This is a genomic window from Methylophaga sp. OBS1 (assembly GCF_026319365.1).
This window is the reverse complement of sequence record NZ_JAPDMS010000008.1, coordinates 32,844-52,425: the sequence shown is the minus strand read 5'-3', so window position 1 is coordinate 52,425 and position 19,582 is coordinate 32,844. Positions and strand designations below refer to the sequence as shown.

The 19,582-nt window shown below is 52.0% G+C and carries 21 protein-coding genes; 19 read left to right on the top strand and 2 right to left on the bottom strand.

Annotation, left to right across the window (positions count from 1 at the left end):
• Positions 1–265 precede the first annotated feature (265 nt).
• On the bottom strand, positions 266–667 hold the full coding sequence (locus OMQ46_RS16415) for a hypothetical protein (RefSeq protein ID WP_266238590.1): 402 nt from the start codon (positions 665–667) through the stop codon (positions 266–268).
• A 385-nt stretch (positions 668–1,052) separates the two neighbouring features.
• Between OMQ46_RS16415 and rho the strand changes: the two genes are divergently transcribed.
• The 9 genes from rho to OMQ46_RS16370 all read left to right on the top strand — a co-directional run bounded on the left by rho (position 1,053) and on the right by OMQ46_RS16370 (position 9,569).
• Positions 1,053–2,312 carry a transcription termination factor Rho gene (gene rho / locus OMQ46_RS16410; protein WP_266238589.1) on the top strand — a complete coding sequence of 420 codons (1,260 nt, stop codon included), beginning with the start codon at positions 1,053–1,055 and terminating at the stop codon, positions 2,310–2,312.
• Positions 2,313–2,324: 12 nt separating this feature from the next.
• Positions 2,325–3,278 carry a tRNA (adenosine(37)-N6)-dimethylallyltransferase MiaA gene (gene miaA / locus OMQ46_RS16405; RefSeq protein ID WP_266238588.1) on the top strand — a complete coding sequence of 318 codons (954 nt, stop codon included), beginning with the start codon at positions 2,325–2,327 and terminating at the stop codon, positions 3,276–3,278.
• Positions 3,279–3,353: 75 nt separating this feature from the next.
• Entirely contained in the window at positions 3,354–3,578 is a 225-nt protein-coding gene (gene hfq / locus OMQ46_RS16400) for an RNA chaperone Hfq (RefSeq protein ID WP_266238587.1), read from the top strand.
• Positions 3,579–3,589: 11 nt separating this feature from the next.
• Entirely contained in the window at positions 3,590–4,732 is a 1,143-nt protein-coding gene (gene hflX / locus OMQ46_RS16395) for a ribosome rescue GTPase HflX (RefSeq protein WP_266238585.1), read from the top strand.
• A gap of 85 nt (positions 4,733–4,817) precedes the next feature.
• Positions 4,818–6,011, top strand: coding sequence for an FtsH protease activity modulator HflK (gene hflK, locus OMQ46_RS16390; protein WP_266238583.1), 1,194 nt, complete (start codon positions 4,818–4,820; stop codon positions 6,009–6,011).
• Positions 6,012–6,884 carry a protease modulator HflC gene (gene hflC / locus OMQ46_RS16385; RefSeq protein ID WP_266238581.1) on the top strand — a complete coding sequence of 291 codons (873 nt, stop codon included), beginning with the start codon at positions 6,012–6,014 and terminating at the stop codon, positions 6,882–6,884.
• On the top strand, positions 6,881–7,078 hold the full coding sequence (locus OMQ46_RS16380) for a DUF2065 domain-containing protein (protein WP_266238580.1): 198 nt from the start codon (positions 6,881–6,883) through the stop codon (positions 7,076–7,078). The genes hflC and OMQ46_RS16380 overlap by 4 nt, the downstream gene beginning before the upstream one ends.
• Positions 7,079–7,084: 6 nt before the next feature.
• Positions 7,085–8,281: an ATP phosphoribosyltransferase regulatory subunit gene (locus OMQ46_RS16375; RefSeq protein WP_266238578.1), complete on the top strand. Its 1,197-nt coding sequence runs from the start codon at positions 7,085–7,087 to the stop codon at positions 8,279–8,281.
• Positions 8,274–9,569, top strand: a complete 1,296-nt coding sequence (locus OMQ46_RS16370) for an adenylosuccinate synthase (RefSeq protein WP_266238577.1) — start codon at positions 8,274–8,276, stop codon at positions 9,567–9,569. The genes OMQ46_RS16375 and OMQ46_RS16370 overlap by 8 nt, the downstream gene beginning before the upstream one ends.
• 54 nt (positions 9,570–9,623) lie before the next feature.
• On the opposite strand, the gene OMQ46_RS16365 is transcribed toward OMQ46_RS16370, so the two are convergent.
• Positions 9,624–10,487: an NAD(P)-dependent oxidoreductase gene (locus tag OMQ46_RS16365; protein WP_266238576.1), complete on the bottom strand. Its 864-nt coding sequence runs from the start codon at positions 10,485–10,487 to the stop codon at positions 9,624–9,626.
• 109 nt (positions 10,488–10,596) lie between these two features.
• Here OMQ46_RS16365 and glyA point away from each other — a divergent pair, with 109 nt between their 5' ends.
• From glyA to OMQ46_RS16315, 10 genes are all read left to right on the top strand, one after another.
• Positions 10,597–11,850 (top strand): serine hydroxymethyltransferase, encoded by a 1,254-nt coding sequence (gene glyA / locus OMQ46_RS16360; protein WP_323135171.1) that lies wholly within the window; start codon positions 10,597–10,599, stop codon positions 11,848–11,850.
• A 10-nt stretch (positions 11,851–11,860) separates the two neighbouring features.
• Positions 11,861–12,337 (top strand): transcriptional regulator NrdR, encoded by a 477-nt coding sequence (gene nrdR / locus OMQ46_RS16355; protein WP_266238572.1) that lies wholly within the window; start codon positions 11,861–11,863, stop codon positions 12,335–12,337.
• Between the two features lie 84 nt (positions 12,338–12,421).
• Positions 12,422–13,528 (top strand): bifunctional diaminohydroxyphosphoribosylaminopyrimidine deaminase/5-amino-6-(5-phosphoribosylamino)uracil reductase RibD, encoded by a 1,107-nt coding sequence (ribD, locus tag OMQ46_RS16350; protein WP_266238571.1) that lies wholly within the window; start codon positions 12,422–12,424, stop codon positions 13,526–13,528.
• A 13-nt stretch (positions 13,529–13,541) separates the two neighbouring features.
• The gene (locus OMQ46_RS16345) at positions 13,542–14,183 is read left to right on the top strand and encodes a riboflavin synthase (RefSeq protein ID WP_266238570.1); all 642 of its coding nucleotides are present in this window, start codon (positions 13,542–13,544) and stop codon (positions 14,181–14,183) included.
• Entirely contained in the window at positions 14,183–15,301 is a 1,119-nt protein-coding gene (ribBA, locus tag OMQ46_RS16340; protein WP_266238569.1) for a bifunctional 3,4-dihydroxy-2-butanone-4-phosphate synthase/GTP cyclohydrolase II, read from the top strand. The genes OMQ46_RS16345 and ribBA overlap by 1 nt, the downstream gene beginning before the upstream one ends.
• A complete protein-coding gene (lpxB, locus tag OMQ46_RS16335) occupies positions 15,298–16,449 on the top strand; it encodes a lipid-A-disaccharide synthase (protein ID WP_266238568.1) in 1,152 nt (383 codons plus the stop codon). Before ribBA ends, lpxB begins: the two co-directional genes overlap by 4 nt.
• The gene (rnhB, locus tag OMQ46_RS16330; RefSeq protein ID WP_266238567.1) at positions 16,442–17,014 is read left to right on the top strand and encodes a ribonuclease HII; all 573 of its coding nucleotides are present in this window, start codon (positions 16,442–16,444) and stop codon (positions 17,012–17,014) included. The genes lpxB and rnhB overlap by 8 nt, the downstream gene beginning before the upstream one ends.
• A gap of 50 nt (positions 17,015–17,064) precedes the next feature.
• Positions 17,065–18,438, top strand: a complete 1,374-nt coding sequence (gene pcnB, locus OMQ46_RS16325) for a polynucleotide adenylyltransferase PcnB (protein WP_266238565.1) — start codon at positions 17,065–17,067, stop codon at positions 18,436–18,438.
• Positions 18,438–18,926, top strand: coding sequence for a 2-amino-4-hydroxy-6-hydroxymethyldihydropteridine diphosphokinase (gene folK, locus OMQ46_RS16320; protein WP_266238564.1), 489 nt, complete (start codon positions 18,438–18,440; stop codon positions 18,924–18,926). Before pcnB ends, folK begins: the two co-directional genes overlap by 1 nt.
• A complete protein-coding gene (locus OMQ46_RS16315; protein WP_266238562.1) occupies positions 18,923–19,582 on the top strand; it encodes a deoxynucleoside kinase in 660 nt (219 codons plus the stop codon). The genes folK and OMQ46_RS16315 overlap by 4 nt, the downstream gene beginning before the upstream one ends.

Genomic DNA, 19,582 nt, shown 5'->3' with positions numbered 1-19,582 from the left:
AGTTCCCATGTGAAAGTAGGTCACTGCCAGGCTTTAATATAATAGAAAAGGCCACTCCGATAGGGGTGGCCTTTTTTATTATTTGAAATTTAGGAAGTGTGACCTACTTGAACGGAGTGACAAAAACATCAGGAATGTTTTTGCACGACCGAAGGGAGCCCGTAGGGTCAGCCACAGGGATGTGGCTGATAAAGTAGGTCACTGCCAGGCTTTTTCATTCCCTGATAGTTATGTCATGCAGACAAACCTCGGGGTGGATTCATGATTACATGCTTGCGCGGGTCACATTTTTCTCCCGGACCCGATATCGTTTCAAAAATCCATCCACAATAAAGGGTTTCCTGCGCTCATCACAAAAGGTGACAGATAAGGTATTATCAGAAACATAAAATATTGCTTCCTGACCGAATTCTATACCAGTCTGGCAAGCCTGTTGCCATCCCATGTTGACAGCCCAGCAGTTTTGTCCGTGTTCTGCGTCAGCATCATGTAGGGTTAAGCAGCGTACCCAGGAATAATGCTTCCTAAGATGCTGTAATTCTCTCTCTTGCTCTGTTTGGTGATTAGAAGCTGATGGGATAATGGCGAAGTGGATAGGCCAGTGGTTGATAGTCTGATCACTGCGAAAAGTCTTGAGGAAGTAAGGCGTGGGCAGTCGTTGAGTCATCAATTTATTTCCTGATTGTTGTTAGTGCGAACACTTGGACGAGGACTCTTTTGTCATACTCTTGATTACTGGTCATTTGTTTTGTCTGACCCATTTCAAACAGATAAATTCATTTCAGTGGATTGCTGTGAGTTCATTGTCCTGTTAGTTATCTAGGGCGGCATATGGTTCATTTTGCAGGCAACAATATATGCTCCTGCCACATGCCATAGGTCTAGACAACAAAAAAGAGAATATTTTCACCCAAATACTGGACGCCCGGATCCCGAGCTGCTATGCTTGCCAACAGTTTTTTCGAAAACCCCTCCCCGTTAGTACATATCAGCGCCCATACTGTGGCGTTCTCAAGGTTGTTCTATATCAAAAAATCCCAATCAGGTAATACATGAATCTGACAGAATTGAAAAAGCAGTCTGCTGCTGAATTGATGGATCTTGCCCTTTCCATGAATCTAGAGGGCCTCGCCAGGAACAGAAAACAAGAATTAATCTTCGCGATAGTCAAAGCCCACTCCAAACAGGGCGAAGACGTCGTCACTACCGGGGTCTTAGAATTATTACCAGATGGTTTTGGTTTCCTTCGCTCCCCGGAAGACTCCTATGTCGCTGGTCCGGACGATGTGTATGTATCACCCAGTCAGATTCGACGTTTCCACCTGCGTACCGGCGACACGATTAAAGGTAAAATCAGGCCGCCAAAAGATAGTGAACGCTATTTTGCGCTAGTCAAAGTTGAAGAAATCAACTTTGAAAAACCGGACAAGTCCAAGAACAAAGTTCCCTTTGAAAACCTCACGCCACTGTTCGCCAATGAACGCTACTCGCTTGAGCGTGGTAACGGCAGTACCGAAGATTTAACCCCACGTATTATTGATCTGGCCGCGCCAATCGGTAAGGGTCAGCGTGGTCTTATCGTGGCCCCGCCTAAATCCGGCAAGACCATGATTCTGCAGTCTCTGGCCCAGTCAATTGCGGCCAATTATCCGGACAGTGATCTGATTGTTTTGCTGATCGACGAACGTCCGGAAGAAGTGACTGAAATGGCGCGTTCTGTACGTGGTGAAGTGGTTTCCAGTACATTTGATGAACCTGCAGCGCGTCATGTTCAGGTGGCAGAAATGGTCATTGAAAAGGCCAAACGCCTGGTTGAACACAAACATGATGTCGTCATTCTGCTCGACTCCATTACTCGTCTGGCACGTGCCTACAACACTGTTGCACCTTCCTCAGGTAAAGTGCTGACCGGTGGTGTCGACGCCAACGCACTGCAGCGTCCAAAGCGTTTCTTCGGTGCAGCACGTAATATCGAAGAAGGCGGCAGCCTGACCATTATCGCTACCGCGCTGATCGAAACCGGCTCACGGATGGATGAGGTTATCTTTGAGGAGTTCAAAGGCACGGGTAACATGGAAGTGCTGCTTGAACGCAAGCTGGCTGATCGCCGTATTTATCCGGCTATCAATGTCACACGCTCTGGCACGCGTCGTGAAGAACTGCTGACTTCTGAAGATGATTTGCAGAAACTGTGGATTCTCAGAAAGCTGATCTCTCAAATGGAACCGGTCGAAGCTATGGAATTCATGATGGACCGGCTTAAGTCGACCAAGACCAATGCCGAGTTCTTCGACATGATGAAGCAGGGCTAAACAGGACTGGCTATGCAGGACACATTGCCGCCGGCCATCTTCATCATGGGGCCGACGGCAGCGGGTAAAACCGATCTGGCGCTGGAGCTGGCCAAACGTTATCCCGTAGAAATTATCAGCGTGGATTCAGCATTGGTGTATCGAGGTATGGACATCGGTACCGCCAAACCCGCTAGCGACATCCTTAAGCAGTTCCCCCACCATCTGGTTGATATTCTGGACCCGACCGAGGCCTATTCAGCAGGACGTTTTCGCGATGATGCGCTGGCTTTGATGGCCGACATTACCTCCCGTGGCAGAGTGCCGTTACTGGTCGGTGGCACCATGCTTTACTTTAACGCGCTTCAAAAAGGCATGTCGAAACTGCCATCAGCCGATGCGTCAGTCAGAGCTAAGCTGGATGCCGAGGCCGCTGAGTTTGGGACAGGCTATTTGCATCAGCGTCTGGCGGCAGTGGACCCCGTTGCAGCCGCCCGAATCCATGTGAATGATCCTCAGCGGCTGCAACGCGCGCTCGAAGTTTATCAACTGACCGGAAAGAGCCTGACTGAATTGACATCAGAGCAGGGAGAAACGTTGCCATACAAGGTATGCAAAATCATTCTGGCGCCTTTCGAACGCGCAGTTTTACACGAGCGTATTGCCAGACGCTACCAAGAGATGGTCGATAAAGGGTTTCTTGCTGAAGTAGAGAGGCTCTTCGAACGGGAGGATTGCCATCCCGGACTGCCTTCAATTCGTGCTGTGGGCTATCGTCAGGCCTGGTCTTATCTCAGTGGTGAATGCGATATGGAAACATTCATTTACAAGGCGATCGTGGCAACGCGACAGATGGCGAAAAGACAAATTACCTGGTTACGCGCACAGCAAGATGGTGTTTGGTTTGACAGTGGTCAATCCTTGCCGCTGGATGACGTGAACCATTATCTGACGATGCAAGTCACACAATTACAGAATAATGCTTGACGATTCCGCTAGGGCTTTTAGAATGAAACATTGGCAGGTGATTTTCAACAATAATAACAATATCTGGAGCAGATAATGGCCAAAGCGCAAACCCTTCAAGATCCATTTTTAAATGCATTACGTCGTGAAAACATCCCCGTTTCGATTTACCTGGTTAATGGCATTAAATTACAGGGTCAAATTGACTCATTCGACCAATTTGTGATTCTGCTGAAAAATTCAGTCAATCAAATGGTCTACAAACACGCCATTTCCACGATTGTGCCAGCACGTAATGTCAACTACAGTCAGGAAGAATAGGAGCACATTGATTGTTTGATCGTCCCGATAGTAAGGCCGCTTTTGACGATTCATCGAACCAGGAAGCTGTTGTTCTTGTTTATCTCAACTTCAATGACCCCAACTATGACGAATCCCTGGAGGAATTCCAGGAGCTGGTTGGCGGCACTGGCGCCAATATTGCCGCCATCGTTCAGGGAAAAAGACACCGCCCCGATCCTAAGTACTTTGCCGGTAGTGGTAAAGTCGATGAAATAGCCGACTATGTCGCGGCATCTCACGCGGCATTGGTGATTTTCAACCATGAACTGTCTCCCAGTCAGGAACGCAATCTGGAGCAACGGCTTAAATGCCGTGTTCTGGGGCGGACTGGACTGATTCTGGATATTTTCGCGCGTCGTGCACGTTCACACGAAGGCAAGCTCCAGGTCGAGCTGGCCCAGCTTCAGCATATGTCGACCCGGCTGGTGCGGGGCTGGACTCACCTTGAAAGACAGAAAGGTGGTATCGGTCTGCGTGGTCCTGGTGAAACCCAGCTGGAAACTGACCGACGCTTGCTGGGGCAGCGGATCAAAACCTTAAAGAAGAAGCTGGATAAAGTCCGTTCTCAACGCGAACAGGGCAGACGCTCTCGCAGTCGTGGTGGCATTCCGGTGGTCTCACTGGTGGGGTATACCAATGTCGGCAAGTCGACATTGTTCAACAAAATCACCTCGGCAAAGGTGTATGCCGATGACCGACTGTTTGCCACTCTGGACCCCACGTTGCGGCGGGTCAAACTACACGATACAGAAATGCTGATCTTAGCTGATACGGTTGGGTTTATCCGCGAATTGCCTCATGATCTGGTTGAGTCTTTCAGCTCCACGCTGGAAGAAACCCGTGATGCGGCCCTGCTATTGCACATCGTCGATTGCGCGGCCAGTGATCGTGATGATCTGATGCACCATGTGAATGATGTGCTGCAGCAAATTGAAGCGGACGAAGTGCCGCAGTTGATTGTCTACAACAAAATCGACAAGGTCGAAGGCATGAAGCCGCGAATTGAGCGCAATGCCGACGGTGACATTGAGAGGATTTGGCTCTCGGCCAGAACCGGTGAGGGCCTTGAATTACTGCGTCAGGCGCTGCAGGAATATTTTCCGCACTTGGAAGAGTCTCAGTATCTGACTTAAGGATGGGTTTTGGTTGCGTATGCCGCCCATCTCCGTAAAATAGTCGTTTTGGAAGTAAATCTCTTTTCTCATTTTGGAGAGCTACATGGCTTGGAATGAACCCGGCAACGGTGGTAAAGACCCGTGGGGTAATCGTGGTAAAGATGGGCCACCCGATCTGGACGAAGTCGTCCGTAAAATGCAACAAAAACTGGGCGGTATGTTTGGTGGTAAAGGTGGTGGTTCAGGTGACAATAACCGTTCCTCACAGGGTTCATTCGGTATTGGCCTGATTGCACTCATTGCATTTATCGTCTGGATGCTGTCTGGTATCTATATTGTCGAAGCGCCGGAGCGCGGCGTGGTACTTCGTTTTGGTCAGTATCATTCAACCGCGATGCCGGGGCCGCACTGGCATTTGCCTTATCCCATCGACAAGGTCGAGATTGTTAACGTCGAAGAAATCAGAACCGCTGAAATCGGTTATCGCTCGACTGGCGTCGCCAGCACCAATTCGATTCCCTCTGAATCCCTGATGTTGACGATGGACGAAAACATTATCGACCTGAAAATCGCGGTTCAGTATCGGGTGCAGGATGCTGCCAAGTATCTGTTTAACGTACGAAATCCGGACATTATTCTGCGTCAGATGATGGAGAGTGCGGTGCGTGAAACCGTGGGCCGCTCGAAAATGGATTTCGTTCTGACTGAAGGGCGTAGCGCCATTGCCAACAGTACGGAACAACTGCTGCAGTCAATGCTGGATGCGCACGATGCCGGTCTGTTGGTGACCAGTGTCAATATGCAGGACGTCCAGCCTCCTGAGCAGGTTCAGTCAGCCTTTGCCGACGTGGTCAAAGCTCGTGAGGACGAAGTGCGTCAGATCAATCAGGCAGAAGCCTATGCTAATGACATCCTGCCGAAAGCCAGGGGGCAGGCATTCCGTATCCTCCAGGAAGCTGAAGCCTACAAGAGCCAGGTAGTGGCCAAGGCGGAGGGTGATGCCAGCCGCTTTACCCAGGTCATGCAGGAATACAACAAGGCACCGGCTATCACCACTGAACGTCTCTATCTGGATGCCATGGAATCAGTGTATTCACGTAGTCAGAAAGTGATGGTGGATGTTGAGAATGGCGGCAGCAATGTGCTGTATTTGCCATTGGATCGTATGCGTGGTTCAAGCAGCAATCCGGCCCGTCTGAATCTGGATGAATTTAGTTATCCGAATTCATCTAACAACAACAGTTCCACATCAAGCAGCGCGTCACGTGATGACGTTCGCAGCAGAGGAGGTCGCTAAATGAGTTCACGTATGACGCTGATTCTGGTGCTGGTCGTACTGGCCCTGATCACCCTGAGCTCATCGCTGTTTATTGTGGATGAGCGTGAAAAAGCCGTTCTGCTCAGACTGGGTCAGATAGAAAGGACTGACTTTGATCCTGGCCTGCATTTTAAAATGCCATTTGTAACCAATGTGCGTAAGTTTGAAGCGCGTGAGATGGCGCTGGATGCGCAACCTGCGCGGTACCTGACCGGCGAAAAGAAAAATGTGATCGTCGACTCTTTCATACTCTGGCGCATCGAGGATGTTGGCACTTATCTGACCTCAATGGGGGGCGATCAGGAACGTGCCGCGTTGCGTTTGTCGCAAATTATCAAGGATGGACTGCGTGGCGAATTTGGTCGTCGCACCATCCAGGAAGTGGTGTCTGGTGACCGGGTCAGCATGGTGCAGGATATTCTGAAAGAAGCCAATCGTGTTGCAGAAGGATTTGGTATCGCCATCTCTAATGTGCGTATCAAACGAATTGATCTGCCATCAGAAGTGAGTACGTCTGTATACACCCGTATGGAAGCGGAACGTGAGCGGGTCGCAAAAGAGCTGCGTTCACAGGGTGCTGAGAAGGCTGAAGAGATTCGTTCTGATGCGGACCGCCAGCGTGCCGTTATTCTGGCAGAAGCCAGAAGTGAAGCTGAGCAGATTCGTGGCCAGGGTGATGCCCGCGCCACCGAAATTTATGCAGATGCTTATGGCGCCAACGAAGACTTCTATTCACTCTATCGTCGCTTGAGTGCCTATCAGAATGTATTTAAAGGTGACGACATGCTGGTTATCGAACCCACAGGCGACTTTTTCAAACGCTTTAACGACGCTGATCAGTTTACGCAGTGAACCCGGAGCTGTTGCACAGTCTCTGGGTGGCAATGGCATTGATGCTCATCATCGAGGGCATCATGCCATTTCTCAGCCCGCAGAAATTTAAACGGGCTTTACTACAAATGGCCGCGATGCCAGACAGGCAGGTTCGTCTGATCGGTTTTTTCAGCATGCTCGCCGGCCTGATTTTTTTGTACTGGATTAATTAACTCGACATGACTATCAAAGAGAGTTGGCTGCTGCCTGAAGGCATCGATGAACTGTTGCCAGAGGAAGCCTCACAACTGGAATGCCTGCACCGGGCACTGGTTGATCGGATGCGCAGCTGGGGCTATCAACTGGTTGTACCACCATTGGTTGAGTACCTGGATTCACTGCTGACCGGGACCGCCAAAACCCTGGACATTCAGACCTTCAAACTCACTGATCAGATGTCCGGTCGTATGCTTGGCATTCGTGCCGATATGACGCCGCAAGTGGCCCGTATCGCTGCCCACAAAATGCGCGGTCAGTCTGATGTATTGCGTCTATGCTACATTGGCAGTGTGCTACACACCTTGCCGGAAGGGCAGGCCAGTTCTCGCAATCCGATTCAGCTTGGTGCTGAAATCTATGGTCATGCCGGTCCAGAAAGTGATGTCGAGAGCATTCAGTTAATGGTGGACTTGCTGATGGTGACAGGGGCTGTCAGCTCAGTGGCACTGGATATCGGTCATGTCGGTATCTACCGTGGTCTTGCCAGCTATGCCGGACTCGATGCCACTCAGGAACAGGAACTGTTCTCTGCGCTGCAACGTAAAGCGGCTGCCGAAATCGAGACTCTGCTGACGCAATATCAACTCGCTGATGATGCCCGTCAAATGTTACTGGCACTGGCTGAACTCAATGGTGATGCCAGCATACTGGCCAGTGCCAAGCAACAGCTTGCAAAAGCACCAGACTCTGTTCAGCAAGCCCTGGATACACTGATGCGTATCAATGAGATGCTGACTCAGCGTATTCCTGACATTGCGATTAACTTTGATCTCGCAGAATTGCGCGGTTATCACTATCACACCGGTGTCGTATTTGCTGCTTATAAACCGGGATCTGCCCAATCGATCGCCGCCGGTGGCCGCTATGACGACATCGGCGAACATTTTGGCCATGCTCAGCCTGCCACCGGTTTCAGCATGGACCTGAAAAAAATCGCCACCTTGTTGCCAACAGCGGATAATGCCTGCCGGGGAGAATCTATCTCCGTCGAATGGCAGGATGATCCGGCATTGGAAGAGATGGTGGCCTCACTGCGAAATGACGGCAAAGTGGTGATTTATCAAATGCCTGGCACTGACATTTCAACAACTCATACATTGATTAAACAAGCGGGTCACTGGCAAGTGACCGAAACAGGAACACAAACTCGTGGCTAGAAATATTGTAGTAATTGGCTCCCAGTGGGGTGATGAAGGTAAAGGTAAGCTGGTTGACCTGCTGACCGATAATGTCTCCGCTGTGGTGCGCTTCCAGGGCGGGCATAATGCCGGCCATACCCTGGTAATTGATGGCAAGAAAACCATTCTGCATCTGATTCCATCGGGCATCCTGCGTGAAAATGTACAGTGTCTGATTGGTAATGGTGTGGTTTTATGCCCTGAAGCGCTGCTTAAAGAAATGACAGAGCTGGAAGCCAACGGTGTACCTGTGCGTGAACGCCTTAAAATCAGTGCCGCCTGTCCGTTGATCCTGCCTTATCACATTGCCTTGGATCAGGCCCGTGAGTCGCGCCGTGGTAAAGCCGCTATCGGCACGACCGGTCGCGGTATCGGTCCTGCCTATGAAGACAAAGTCGGCCGTCGCGGACTGCGTGTGGGTGACCTGCTGGACGAAAAAGTCTTTGCCGAAAAGCTCAAAGAAGTCATTGAGTTCCATAACTTTTCCCTGGTTAATTATTACGAAGTGGAACCGGTCAGTTATGACAAAGTGCTGGAAGATACACTGGCCATGCGCGAAGTCATTCTACCGCTGATTGCCGATATTCCGGCAATGCTGCAGGCTTATTATGAAGCCGGTGAAAACGTGATGTTCGAGGGCGCGCAGGGCGCCTTGCTGGATATCGATCACGGTACCTATCCTTATGTGACATCATCCAATACCACCGCAGGCGGCAGCGCTACCGGTGCTGGCGTAGGTCCTTGCCACATAGATTATGTGCTGGGCATTACCAAAGCCTATGCCACCCGTGTTGGCGGCGGTCCATTCCCGTCAGAACTGTTCGACGAAGTCGGTAAACACCTGGCCGAAAAAGGCATGGAAAAAGGTTCTACCACAGGTCGTGACCGTCGTTGCGGCTGGCTCGACATGGTGGCGTTGAATCGTGCCAGCTGGATCAACAGTATCACCGGTCTCTGTCTGACCAAGCTCGATGTGCTTGATGGTCTGGAGACCATCCGTCTCTGCGTGGCTTATGAAAAAGACGGTGAACCGGTCGATATTCTGCCGTTGAGTGCTGATGAGTTCGAGGGTTGCAAGCCGGTTTATGTCGATATGCCGGGCTGGCAGGAATCAACCCTGGGTGTCACCGAATATGATCAGTTGCCGGCCAATGCGCGTGCCTACATTGAAAAAGTGGAAAGTCTGGCCGGGGTACCGATTGATATTATTTCAACCGGCCCGGACCGCCGCGAGACGATTATTCGCCGCGACCTGTTTCAGGTTTAAAGAAAAGCCCTCGAAAGAGGGCTTTTTTGTATCCAGAGAAGATCAGTCTACGGGTTATTTCTGTTTCGGCGACACAGCCGCCATGAGTGCCGAATAATCGGTATTGTCGAGCCCCATCTCCAAGGTTTTCTGCAGCAGACTTTCGATTCCCTGTAAGGCGCTGGTATCGAGTCCCAGCTCCTCAGCCACAGACAAAAACAAACGGGTGTCTTTGGCAAGATGCTTGGTGGGGAAATTGGGATTATCAAAATCGCGCTCGAGCATGCGGCTGAGTTTCTTATCGAAAGTCGGGGCATACAGTGCGCTGTCACGGACAATCTTCATAAACTGTTCGGTTTCTATGCCTTCTTTTTCAACCAGGGCCAAGCTCAACGCAAAGCTGGCGGTAAGTCCTGCGATCAACTGATTCATGGCCAGTTTTACTGTGGCCCCTTGACCGACGCTGCCGATGTGCTGAGGCTCCTTGCCGATCAATTCGAGCACAGGCAGGGCGGTCTTAAAATTCTGCTCACTACCACCGGCCATCAGGATGAGTTTGCCGCTGCGGGCCTCTGGCAGACTACCCAGTACCGGGCATTCCAGATAGCGGCCTTTCTGGCTGTGGACGAGTTCAGCAAAATGTCGTGATTCTTCGGGGGCAATCGTGCCCATCTGGATGAGCAGCGTGTCTTTGAAAGCAGCCGTATCGATCGAGTCCAGTACCATCTGAATCGCTTCGGCATCACTCAGGAACAGCAGACAGATATCACAGGCTTCTACAACCTGTTGTGCGCTGGCTGCCACTTCGGCGCCGCGTTCCTGTAATTCTTCGCTCTTTTCCGGGCTGCGGTTATACACCATCAACGGTTGGTTCTCGGCCAGCAAATGCGTTGCCAGCGCTTGTCCCATCAGGCCTGTGCCGATTAATCCGATTTTCATAATCTACAAGCAAATCCTCGTTCGAATAAAACTGTCACTATGCCATAGATGACGGCTGCTTTGTGAGATAGAATAAGGTCCCATTTTATATCAGACACAGGGGATTACGGTGTACAAGAAAAACATGAGCATCGCTGGTTTTGACGATGAAGTGTTCAACGCGATTGCAGCCGAAGACAAGCGTCAGGAAGATCATATTGAACTGATCGCTTCTGAAAACTACACCAGCCCGCGTGTAATGGAAGCGCAGGGCTCGTCTTTGACTAACAAATACGCAGAAGGCTATCCCGGCAAGCGCTATTACGGCGGCTGTGAACATGTTGATACCGTTGAAGATATCGCCATTGCCCGTGCCAAGGAACTGTTCGGTGCTGATTATGCCAATGTTCAGCCCCATTCGGGCTCACAGGCGAACGCTGCAGTTTACCTCGCACTGCTGCAACCGGGCGACACCATTCTGGGTATGAGTCTGGCTCATGGCGGTCACCTCACTCACGGTGCCAAAGTCAGTGCTTCCGGTAAAATCTATAACTCCGTGTCCTATGGCATCAATACCGAAACCGGTGAAATCGACTATGATGAAGTCGCCGGCCTGGCCAAAGAACATCAGCCCAAGCTCATCGTCGCTGGTTTCTCAGCTTATTCCCGTGTTATCGACTGGCAGAAATTCCGTGATATCGCTGATTCAGTGGGTGCCTACCTGCTGGTTGATATGGCGCACATCGCCGGTCTGGTCGCAGCAGGCCTGTATCCTAATCCGGTTCAGATTGCTGATGTCACCACCACAACGACCCATAAAACCCTGCGCGGTCCGCGCGGTGGTCTGATTCTGGCTAAAGCCAATCCTGAAATCGAGAAAAAATTGAATTCAGCCGTTTTCCCCGGTTTCCAGGGTGGCCCATTAATGCACGTGATTGCAGCGAAAGCGGTCGCTTTCAAAGAAGCCATGCTGCCGGAGTTCAAGAGCTATCAGGAGCAGGTCATCAAGAATGCCCGCGTCATGGCTGAAGTCTTCATGAGCCGTGGTTATGACGTCGTCTCTGATGGCACTGATGACCATCTTTTCCTGGTCAGCTTTATCGAAGCCGGCCTGACTGGCAAGGAAGTCGACGCCTGGCTGGGTAACGCGCATATCACCGTCAACAAAAATGCGGTACCAAATGATCCCCAGTCACCGTTTGTGACTTCCGGTATCCGTGTCGGTACGCCGGCTGTCACCACCCGCGGTTTCAAGGAAGCGGAATGTCGTGACCTGGCGAACTGGATGTGTGATGTCATTGAAGCCAAAGGCAGCGACGACGTCATCAACGAAGTGAAAGCCAAGGTCGTGGCTGTTTGTGATCGTCTGCCTGTTTACAGCTAAGATTTAACTGATGCGCTGTCCGTTTTGTGGTGCTGATGATTCCAAGGTCGTTGACTCACGGCTGTCGGCGGAGGGCGATGCCATCCGCCGGCGGCGTATGTGCGTCGAGTGTAATGAGCGCTTCACCACCTATGAAACCGCTGAACTCAGTCTGCCCAGACTGATTAAACGCGACCGTTCCCGCGAGTTGTTTGATGAAAACAAGCTGCGGGCCGGCATCATGCGGGCTTTGGAAAAACGACCTGTCAGTATTGATGATGTCGATACTGCGGTGAAAGGCATCACCCGCCGCCTGTGGGCGACCGGGGAACGTGAGGTGGACAGCCGCCTGGTGGGCGACTGGGTGATGGATGCCCTGCGGGAACTGGATGAAGTGGCCTATGTGCGCTTTGCCTCAGTCTATCGCAGCTTCCAGGACGTCAATGCCTTCCGCGAGGAAATCGAGCGGATGGAAAGTCAGACCGAGCCGGACACCGATAAGAAATAAACCCGTTTCGCTGATAGCGTCAGGGGCTTCGTTATCAGGCATAATAAAAATTCGCCGAGGCAACCGGTTCAGCAAGAGATTGTCATGTCGACACCTGAACATTATATGGCGAGAGCCATTCAACTGGCCGAACGTGGCCTGTATACAACCGACCCCAATCCCCGGGTTGGCTGTGTGCTGGTCAAAAACGATCAGATCATCGCTGAAGGCTGGCATATGCGTGCCGGTGAAGGCCATGCCGAAGTCAATGCACTCTATCAGGCAGGCGGAAAGGCCGAAGGCGCTGATTGTTATGTCACCCTGGAACCCTGCAGCCATTTTGGCCGTACGCCGCCCTGTGTAGAAGCGCTAATCAATGCTATGGTTAAGCGCGTTTTTGTGTCTATGACAGACCCTAATCCGGTAGTGTCCGGCACCGGTATCGAGCGACTGCGCGAGGCCGGTATCGAAGTGCATACCGATATTCTCAGTGCCCAGTCAGAAAAACTGAATCCCGGTTTCTGTCAGCGGATGCGTATCGGCCGACCCTATATCCGCAGCAAACTGGCGATGAGCCTTGATGGTCGCACTGCGATGGCATCCGGAGAGAGTAAATGGATTACCGGCCCGGAGGCCAGAAATGATGTTCAGAAACTACGCGCCCGCAGTAGTGGCATTCTGACCGGCATCGGCACGATTCTGACTGATGATCCGCTGCTCAATGTGCGGCCACACCAAGGTCATTCTGACTGGTATCCTGAGGGACAGAAAATCAGACAGCCGCTACGTATTGTTGTAGATGGGCAGATGCGTATACCCGCCGATGCCCGCCTTCTGAGTCAGGACAGAGTGTTACTGGCAACCGCGGTCGATAAACCCTCACCGCACAATACCGATACCGTGCTGTTGCCGGGCGATGGCGATATTATCGATCTCAATGCCCTGATGGCGGTGCTGGCTCAGCGTGAAATCAACGAGTTGATGGTAGAAGCGGGTGGCGTACTTAACGGCGCTTTACTTAAAGCCGGTCTCATCGATGAACTGGTGATTTACATGGCCCCCAAAATCATGGGCGATATGGCGCGCGGCGTGTTTCATCTGCCCGGCATGGAAACCATGGCACAGAACATCTCCCTGCATATCACTGATATGCGGGCCATCGGTCAGGACTGGCGTATTACCGCCACCCCCGAATACAACGAAGCCTTTTAAAGGAAACACAAGCATGTTTACCGGAATAATCGCAGCCGTGGGTAAAGTGGAGTCAGTCCAGCCCAGCGGCGGGGATCTGAGACTGAAAATCGATGCCGACACGCTGGCTCTCGATGATGTCAAACTGGGTGACAGCATTGCTGTCAATGGTGTCTGTCTGACCGTGGTGGATATCCAGGGCAAACAGCTCAGCTTTGATGTGTCGCGCGAGAGTCTGGATCGCACCAGCCTGGGTAAGGCAACGCCAGGCTCCAGGGTCAACCTGGAAAAAGCAATGGCTGTCGGAGACCGGCTTGGTGGTCATATCGTCAGTGGCCATGTTGATGGCCTGGGCAAGGTGGCGCTGATGGAACCTTCGGCCCGTTCGGTCAAGTTTCGCTTTGAAGTGCCGGCCAATCTGGAACGTTATATTGCCGAAAAGGGCTCAATCTGTATCGATGGCACCAGCCTCACTGTCAACCAGGTTGGACCGGGCTGGTTTGAAGTCAATATCATTCCACACACCATGGAATGGACCATCATCAGTGATTATAAAACCGGCACGGTAGTCAATCTGGAAGTAGATTTAATTGCCCGTTACCTGGAACGCCTGTTGCCGGGACAGAAACAGGATGGCATCAGCCACGATACCCTGCAAAAACACGGATTTATCTGATGGAGCTCAACTCGACCGCTGAAATTATCGAAGACCTGAAACAGGGCAAGATGGTTATCATCATGGATGATGAGGATCGCGAGAATGAAGGCGATCTGATCATGGCCGCCGAGAAGGTGACGCCCGAGGCCATCAACTTTATGGCCCGTTTCGGCCGTGGTCTGATTTGTCTGACTTTGACTGAAGACCGCTGCCGTGAACTGCGTCTGCCGCTGATGGTCTCCGATAACCAGACGCCGTATTCGACCAATTTTACTGTCTCAATTGAAGCCGCTAGAGGTGTCACGACAGGCATTTCCGCTGCCGATCGCGCGCTGACCGTGCAAGTGGCAGTCAATCCCGACTCCAAACCGGATGACCTGGTGCAGCCGGGTCATATCTTTCCGTTGAAAGCCCAGCCAGGTGGTGTCCTGACCCGGGCCGGCCACACCGAGGCCGGCTGTGACCTGGCGCAGCTCTCAGGCTGCTCACCAGCGGCGGTGATTGTCGAAATTCTCAATGATGACGGCAGCATGGCAAGGAGACCGGATCTGGAGAAATTTGCCCAGACCCACAATCTCAAGATCGGCACTATTGCCGATCTCATCAGCTACCGGCTGGAAAATGAAATGACTGTGAAGCAACTGTCACACTGTGATTTTCCTACCGATTATGGTGATTTTAAGCTGCATAGTTATCAGGACTCAGTCAACGGCCAGGTGCATCTGGCATTGGTTTACGGCGATATTGAGGCTGAAGAAGAAACGCTGGTGCGGGTACACATGGCCGACCCGCTGGGCGATTTGTTAGGTTCAGTCCGTGACCCCAGTCACTGGCCGATTCCGGAAGTCATGCAGAAGATTCAGCAGGCAGGCAAAGGGGTGCTGGTGGTGCTGCGTCAGCCCGAACAGAATAAGCAACTGGCTGCCAAAATTGCCCGTTACCAACTGGAAGATGAAGCGGAAACGCCACCGTCAGCAGTGGGTGGCTGGGATTTACGGACCTTCGGTGTCGGCGCCCAGATCCTCGCCGATCTCGGGGTCAGAAAAATGCGGGTCATTGGTACGCCCACCAAGCTGACCGGGGTCTCCGGTTTCGGTCTGGAATTAACCGGTTATCTCGAGGCCGACGAGTTTTGAGCGATCCTAAGCGGATTGTCATTGTTGCCGGTGAAGCATCGGGTGATGCCCACGCCGGCCGCATGATTGCCGCGCTCAAAGCCCGGCGCCCGGAGATCGAAGTCTCTGGTATCGGCGGTGATGCGCTGCGTCAGGCCGGTGCCGAGATTTTTACCGACTTCAGAGAACTGGCGGTGATGGGCCTGGTAGAAGTGCTCAAGCGCTACCGCGAGATTAAAGCTGTCTTTAATCAGCTGGTCGAGCGCCTGCGCCGGGAAAAACCGGACTTACTGATCCTGGTCGATTATCCCGGTTTTAATCTGAAACTCGCAAAACAGGCACACAAGTTGGGCATTCCGGTGCTGTATTACATCAGCCCCAAGGTCTGGGCCTGGCGGCCGGGCCGGGTGAAAACCATTCGCCGTTATGTCGATCATATGGCGGTGTTATTCCCATTCGAAGAAACCCTGTATCAGAATGCGGGCGTGCCGGTGAGCTGTGTCGGGCATCCACTGGTCGACGCCGTGCATTCCGATCTCAGTACCGGGCAGGCCAAAGCGCATTTTGAGCTTGCCCCGGAACACCGGGTTTTAGGTTTATTTCCCGGAAGCCGCCGTAGCGAAGTGGAAGCCCTGTTGCCGATCATGCTGCAGACAGCGGAGAAAATTAAGCAAAGGCATTTTGATCTTGAAGTGTTATTACCGCTGGCGCCGGGATTGGATAGAGCATTTCTGCAGCCGATGCTCAAGCAGTCCAAGCTGGATATCAAGGTGGTATCCGGCGACTTTTATGATGTGATCCGTAGCTGTGATGCGATTGTCGCTGCTTCCGGCACCGTGACGCTGGAAATTGCCCTGATGGGGGTACCGCATCTTATTGTTTACCGCGTGGCGCCGATGAGTTACCGGATTCTCAAGCATCTGGTCAAAATCCCCTATGTCGGGCTTTGCAATATCGTCACTAATGACAATATCATTACCGAACTGCTTCAGGATGACGTCACAGTAGATAATCTGGACCAGCATCTGACGCCGTTGCTTACCGATCCACAGGCTAAGTCACAGGCCGAATATATTCGACAGCAGGTGCTGACTGCCCTGGGACCGGCGGGTGGGTCGGATAATGCCGCGCAGGTGATTCTGGACAGGCTGGATGAGCAGGATGACTGAGATTGTACTGGTCGCCGGGGTTGATGAAGTAGGTCGAGGCCCACTGGCGGGTCCCGTGGTGACCGCAGCTGTCATTCTGGATCCGGATAATCCCATTCATGGCCTTGCCGACTCCAAGAAGCTCACCGAAAAACGCCGAGAATTGCTTGAGCCATTGATTAAAGAAAAAGCCCTGGCCTGGTCACTCGGCAGGGCCGAGCCGGTTGAAATTGATGAACTCAATATTTTGCAGGCTTCACTACTGGCAATGAAGCGGGCTGTGGAGTCACTGACAATTACTCCGCAACATGTATTGGTGGATGGCATTCATGCCCCGGCTTTGAATTGCTCGGTTACGACCGTGATTAAAGGTGATCAGTCCGAACCGGCCATTGCTGCTGCCTCAATTCTTGCCAAGGTCGCACGGGACCGTGAGATGGTTGAGCTGGAGGCATTGTACCCGGGCTATGGCTTTGCCAAACACAAAGGTTACCCAACCAAACAACATCAACAGGCGCTGCTCGAACTGGGTGTGACCGACATTCATCGTCGCTCTTTCAGTCCGGTACAGATGAGTCTGCTTTGAAAAGGATTAAAAACGAGCGATGCTAATTCCCATGGTATTATTCCCGGCTTATGCTGTCTCTGAATAAATTCATTAACAAACTGGTCAAAGGCAAAAACGACACTAAAGGTCGTGGTCCTCAGGCGCCTGTTATCGTGCCACGCAGTGAGCACACCATCTCGCGCAAGCAAATCAGCCAGAATGCGCTGAATGTTCTCTACACACTCAAAGACGCCGGCTATGAAGCCTACCTGGTCGGCGGCTGTGTACGCGACTTGCTGCTCGGGCATGAACCCAAAGACTTTGATGTTGCCACCAATGCCTTACCGGAACAGGTGCACAGCCTGTTTCGCCGCAGCCGCCTAATCGGGCGTCGCTTCAAACTGGTTCATGTCCGTTTCGGCCGTGACGTCATTGAAGTCGCCACATTCCGTGCCCCCCCAGAAGCCAGTAACCATGTGGACGAACAGGGCCGGATCATGCAGGACAATGTTTACGGCACGCTGGAACAGGATGCCTGGCGCCGTGATTTCACTATCAACGCGCTTTACTACAACATCCGTGACTTCTCCATCGTCGATTACACCGGCGGCATCGATGACCTCAATGCCGGTCTGATCCGGCTTATTGGCGATGTCGAAACCCGTTATCGGGAGGACCCGGTCAGAATGCTACGGGCCATTCGTTTTGTCGGCAAGCTGGGATTAAAGCTGGACAAACAGACTGAGGAGGGCATTTTCAAATGGGCCGCTCTGTTGGCGGATATTCCCCCGGCGCGACTGTTCGATGAGACGCTGAAGCTGTACCTGACCGGTAATGCTGCCGTTACCCACGAACTGTTGTGTCACTACGGCCTGTTTGATGAAATGTACCCGCAAACAGCCGCCCTGCTGCATGAAGAAAAAGACGGTTATCCCCGTACCTTGCTGATGAAGGCACTGGAAAACACCGACCGCCGTATTGATGATGACAGACCGGTTACACCAGCGTTTTTGTTTGCCGCCCTGTTATGGGAACCGGTCAGACAGCGGGCCCAGCTGTTGATGGAAAACGGTATGCCCGAAATTCCGGCGACGCAACGTGCCTCATCTGAAGTGATTATGGATCAAGTCCAGCGAGTGGCTGTCCCCAAACGTTTCAGTCTGGTTACCAAAGATATCTGGAATATGCAGCCCAGATTGATGAAGCGTCAGGGTAAGCGCGCCTTCCGTGCGTTGTTACACCCCAAATTCCGCGCAGCTTATGACTTTCTGGTACTGCGTCACGAAGCCGGTGAGCCATTGTCAGAAATCGTTGACTGGTGGACCCGGTTTCAGGAGGTCTCGGCCAATGAACAGGAAAAAATGGTGGCGGGTCTGTCTGGTAATGGTAAAACCACTTCCAAGCCGCGGCGTCGCCGTCGTCGCAGAAAGCCGGCCACGAAAAAAGCGGAAAGGGATGACTAATGCGGGTTTATATCGGGCTCGGCAGTAATCTTGACGATCCGCAGCAGCAGGTTCGTAGCGCGATAGAAGCTATTCAATCTATCTCAGCGACCTCATTGACCGCAGCATCATCCCTCTACCACAGCCCACCAATGGGGCCACAGGATCAGCCTGATTACATCAATGCGGTTGTGGCGGTGGAGACTGAATTATCGCCGCATCAACTGCTGGATGCGCTGCAGCAGATTGAGCAAAAGCATGGCCGTATCCGCAAGCGTCACTGGGGTGAGCGCACTTTGGACCTCGACATCCTGCTTTATGCTGATAAAGTCATCAGAGATGAACGCTTGACGGTGCCGCATCCCGGCATCGCAGAGCGTGCTTTTGTGATTTATCCCCTGGCGGAAATTGCGCCGTCATTGCAGATTCCCGGGCTGGGTGACCTGGTCATGCTAAAGGCCAACTGCCCGCCGGAAGGATTACAGCCGTTGGAAAACAAGCCGTCATGAATCAGTCTTTACCCCATCATTACATTGTTGTTGAAGGGCCTATCGGCGTCGGCAAAACGCACCTGGTGAAACGCCTGGCGGAAAGCTTTGGTGGCACCACCCTGATGGAACAACCGGAACATAATCCTTTTCTGGAAAAGTTTTATCTTTACCCAAAGCAATCCGCGTTGCCCACCCAGCTCAGTTTTCTGATGCAGCGGGTCAAACTCAGTAAAACCCTGAATCAGGACGATTTGTTCAATGATCTGCATATCGCCGATTTCATGGTGGAAAAGGACAAGCTGTTTGCCCAGATTTCACTGGATGATGACGAACTGGCGCTGTATCACATGGTGTATGACAACCTCACATTGCATCATCGCACCCCGGATTTGGTGATTTACCTGCAGGCACCGCTGCCGGTACTGAAATCACGAATTGCCCAACGTGGTATCGGCTATGAACAGCATATCGAAGAAGGCTACCTGAAACGGCTGGCTGATACCTACGCTGACTTTTTCCATTACTACGATGCCTCACCGCTTTTGATTGTGAATGCTGAGCAGATTGATCTGGTCAACAGCGAACAGGATTATCAGCAACTCCTGGAGCAAATCTGTACGATTCAAAGCGGACGCCATTATTACAATCCACTTCCGATTAAAGAGAAGAAATAA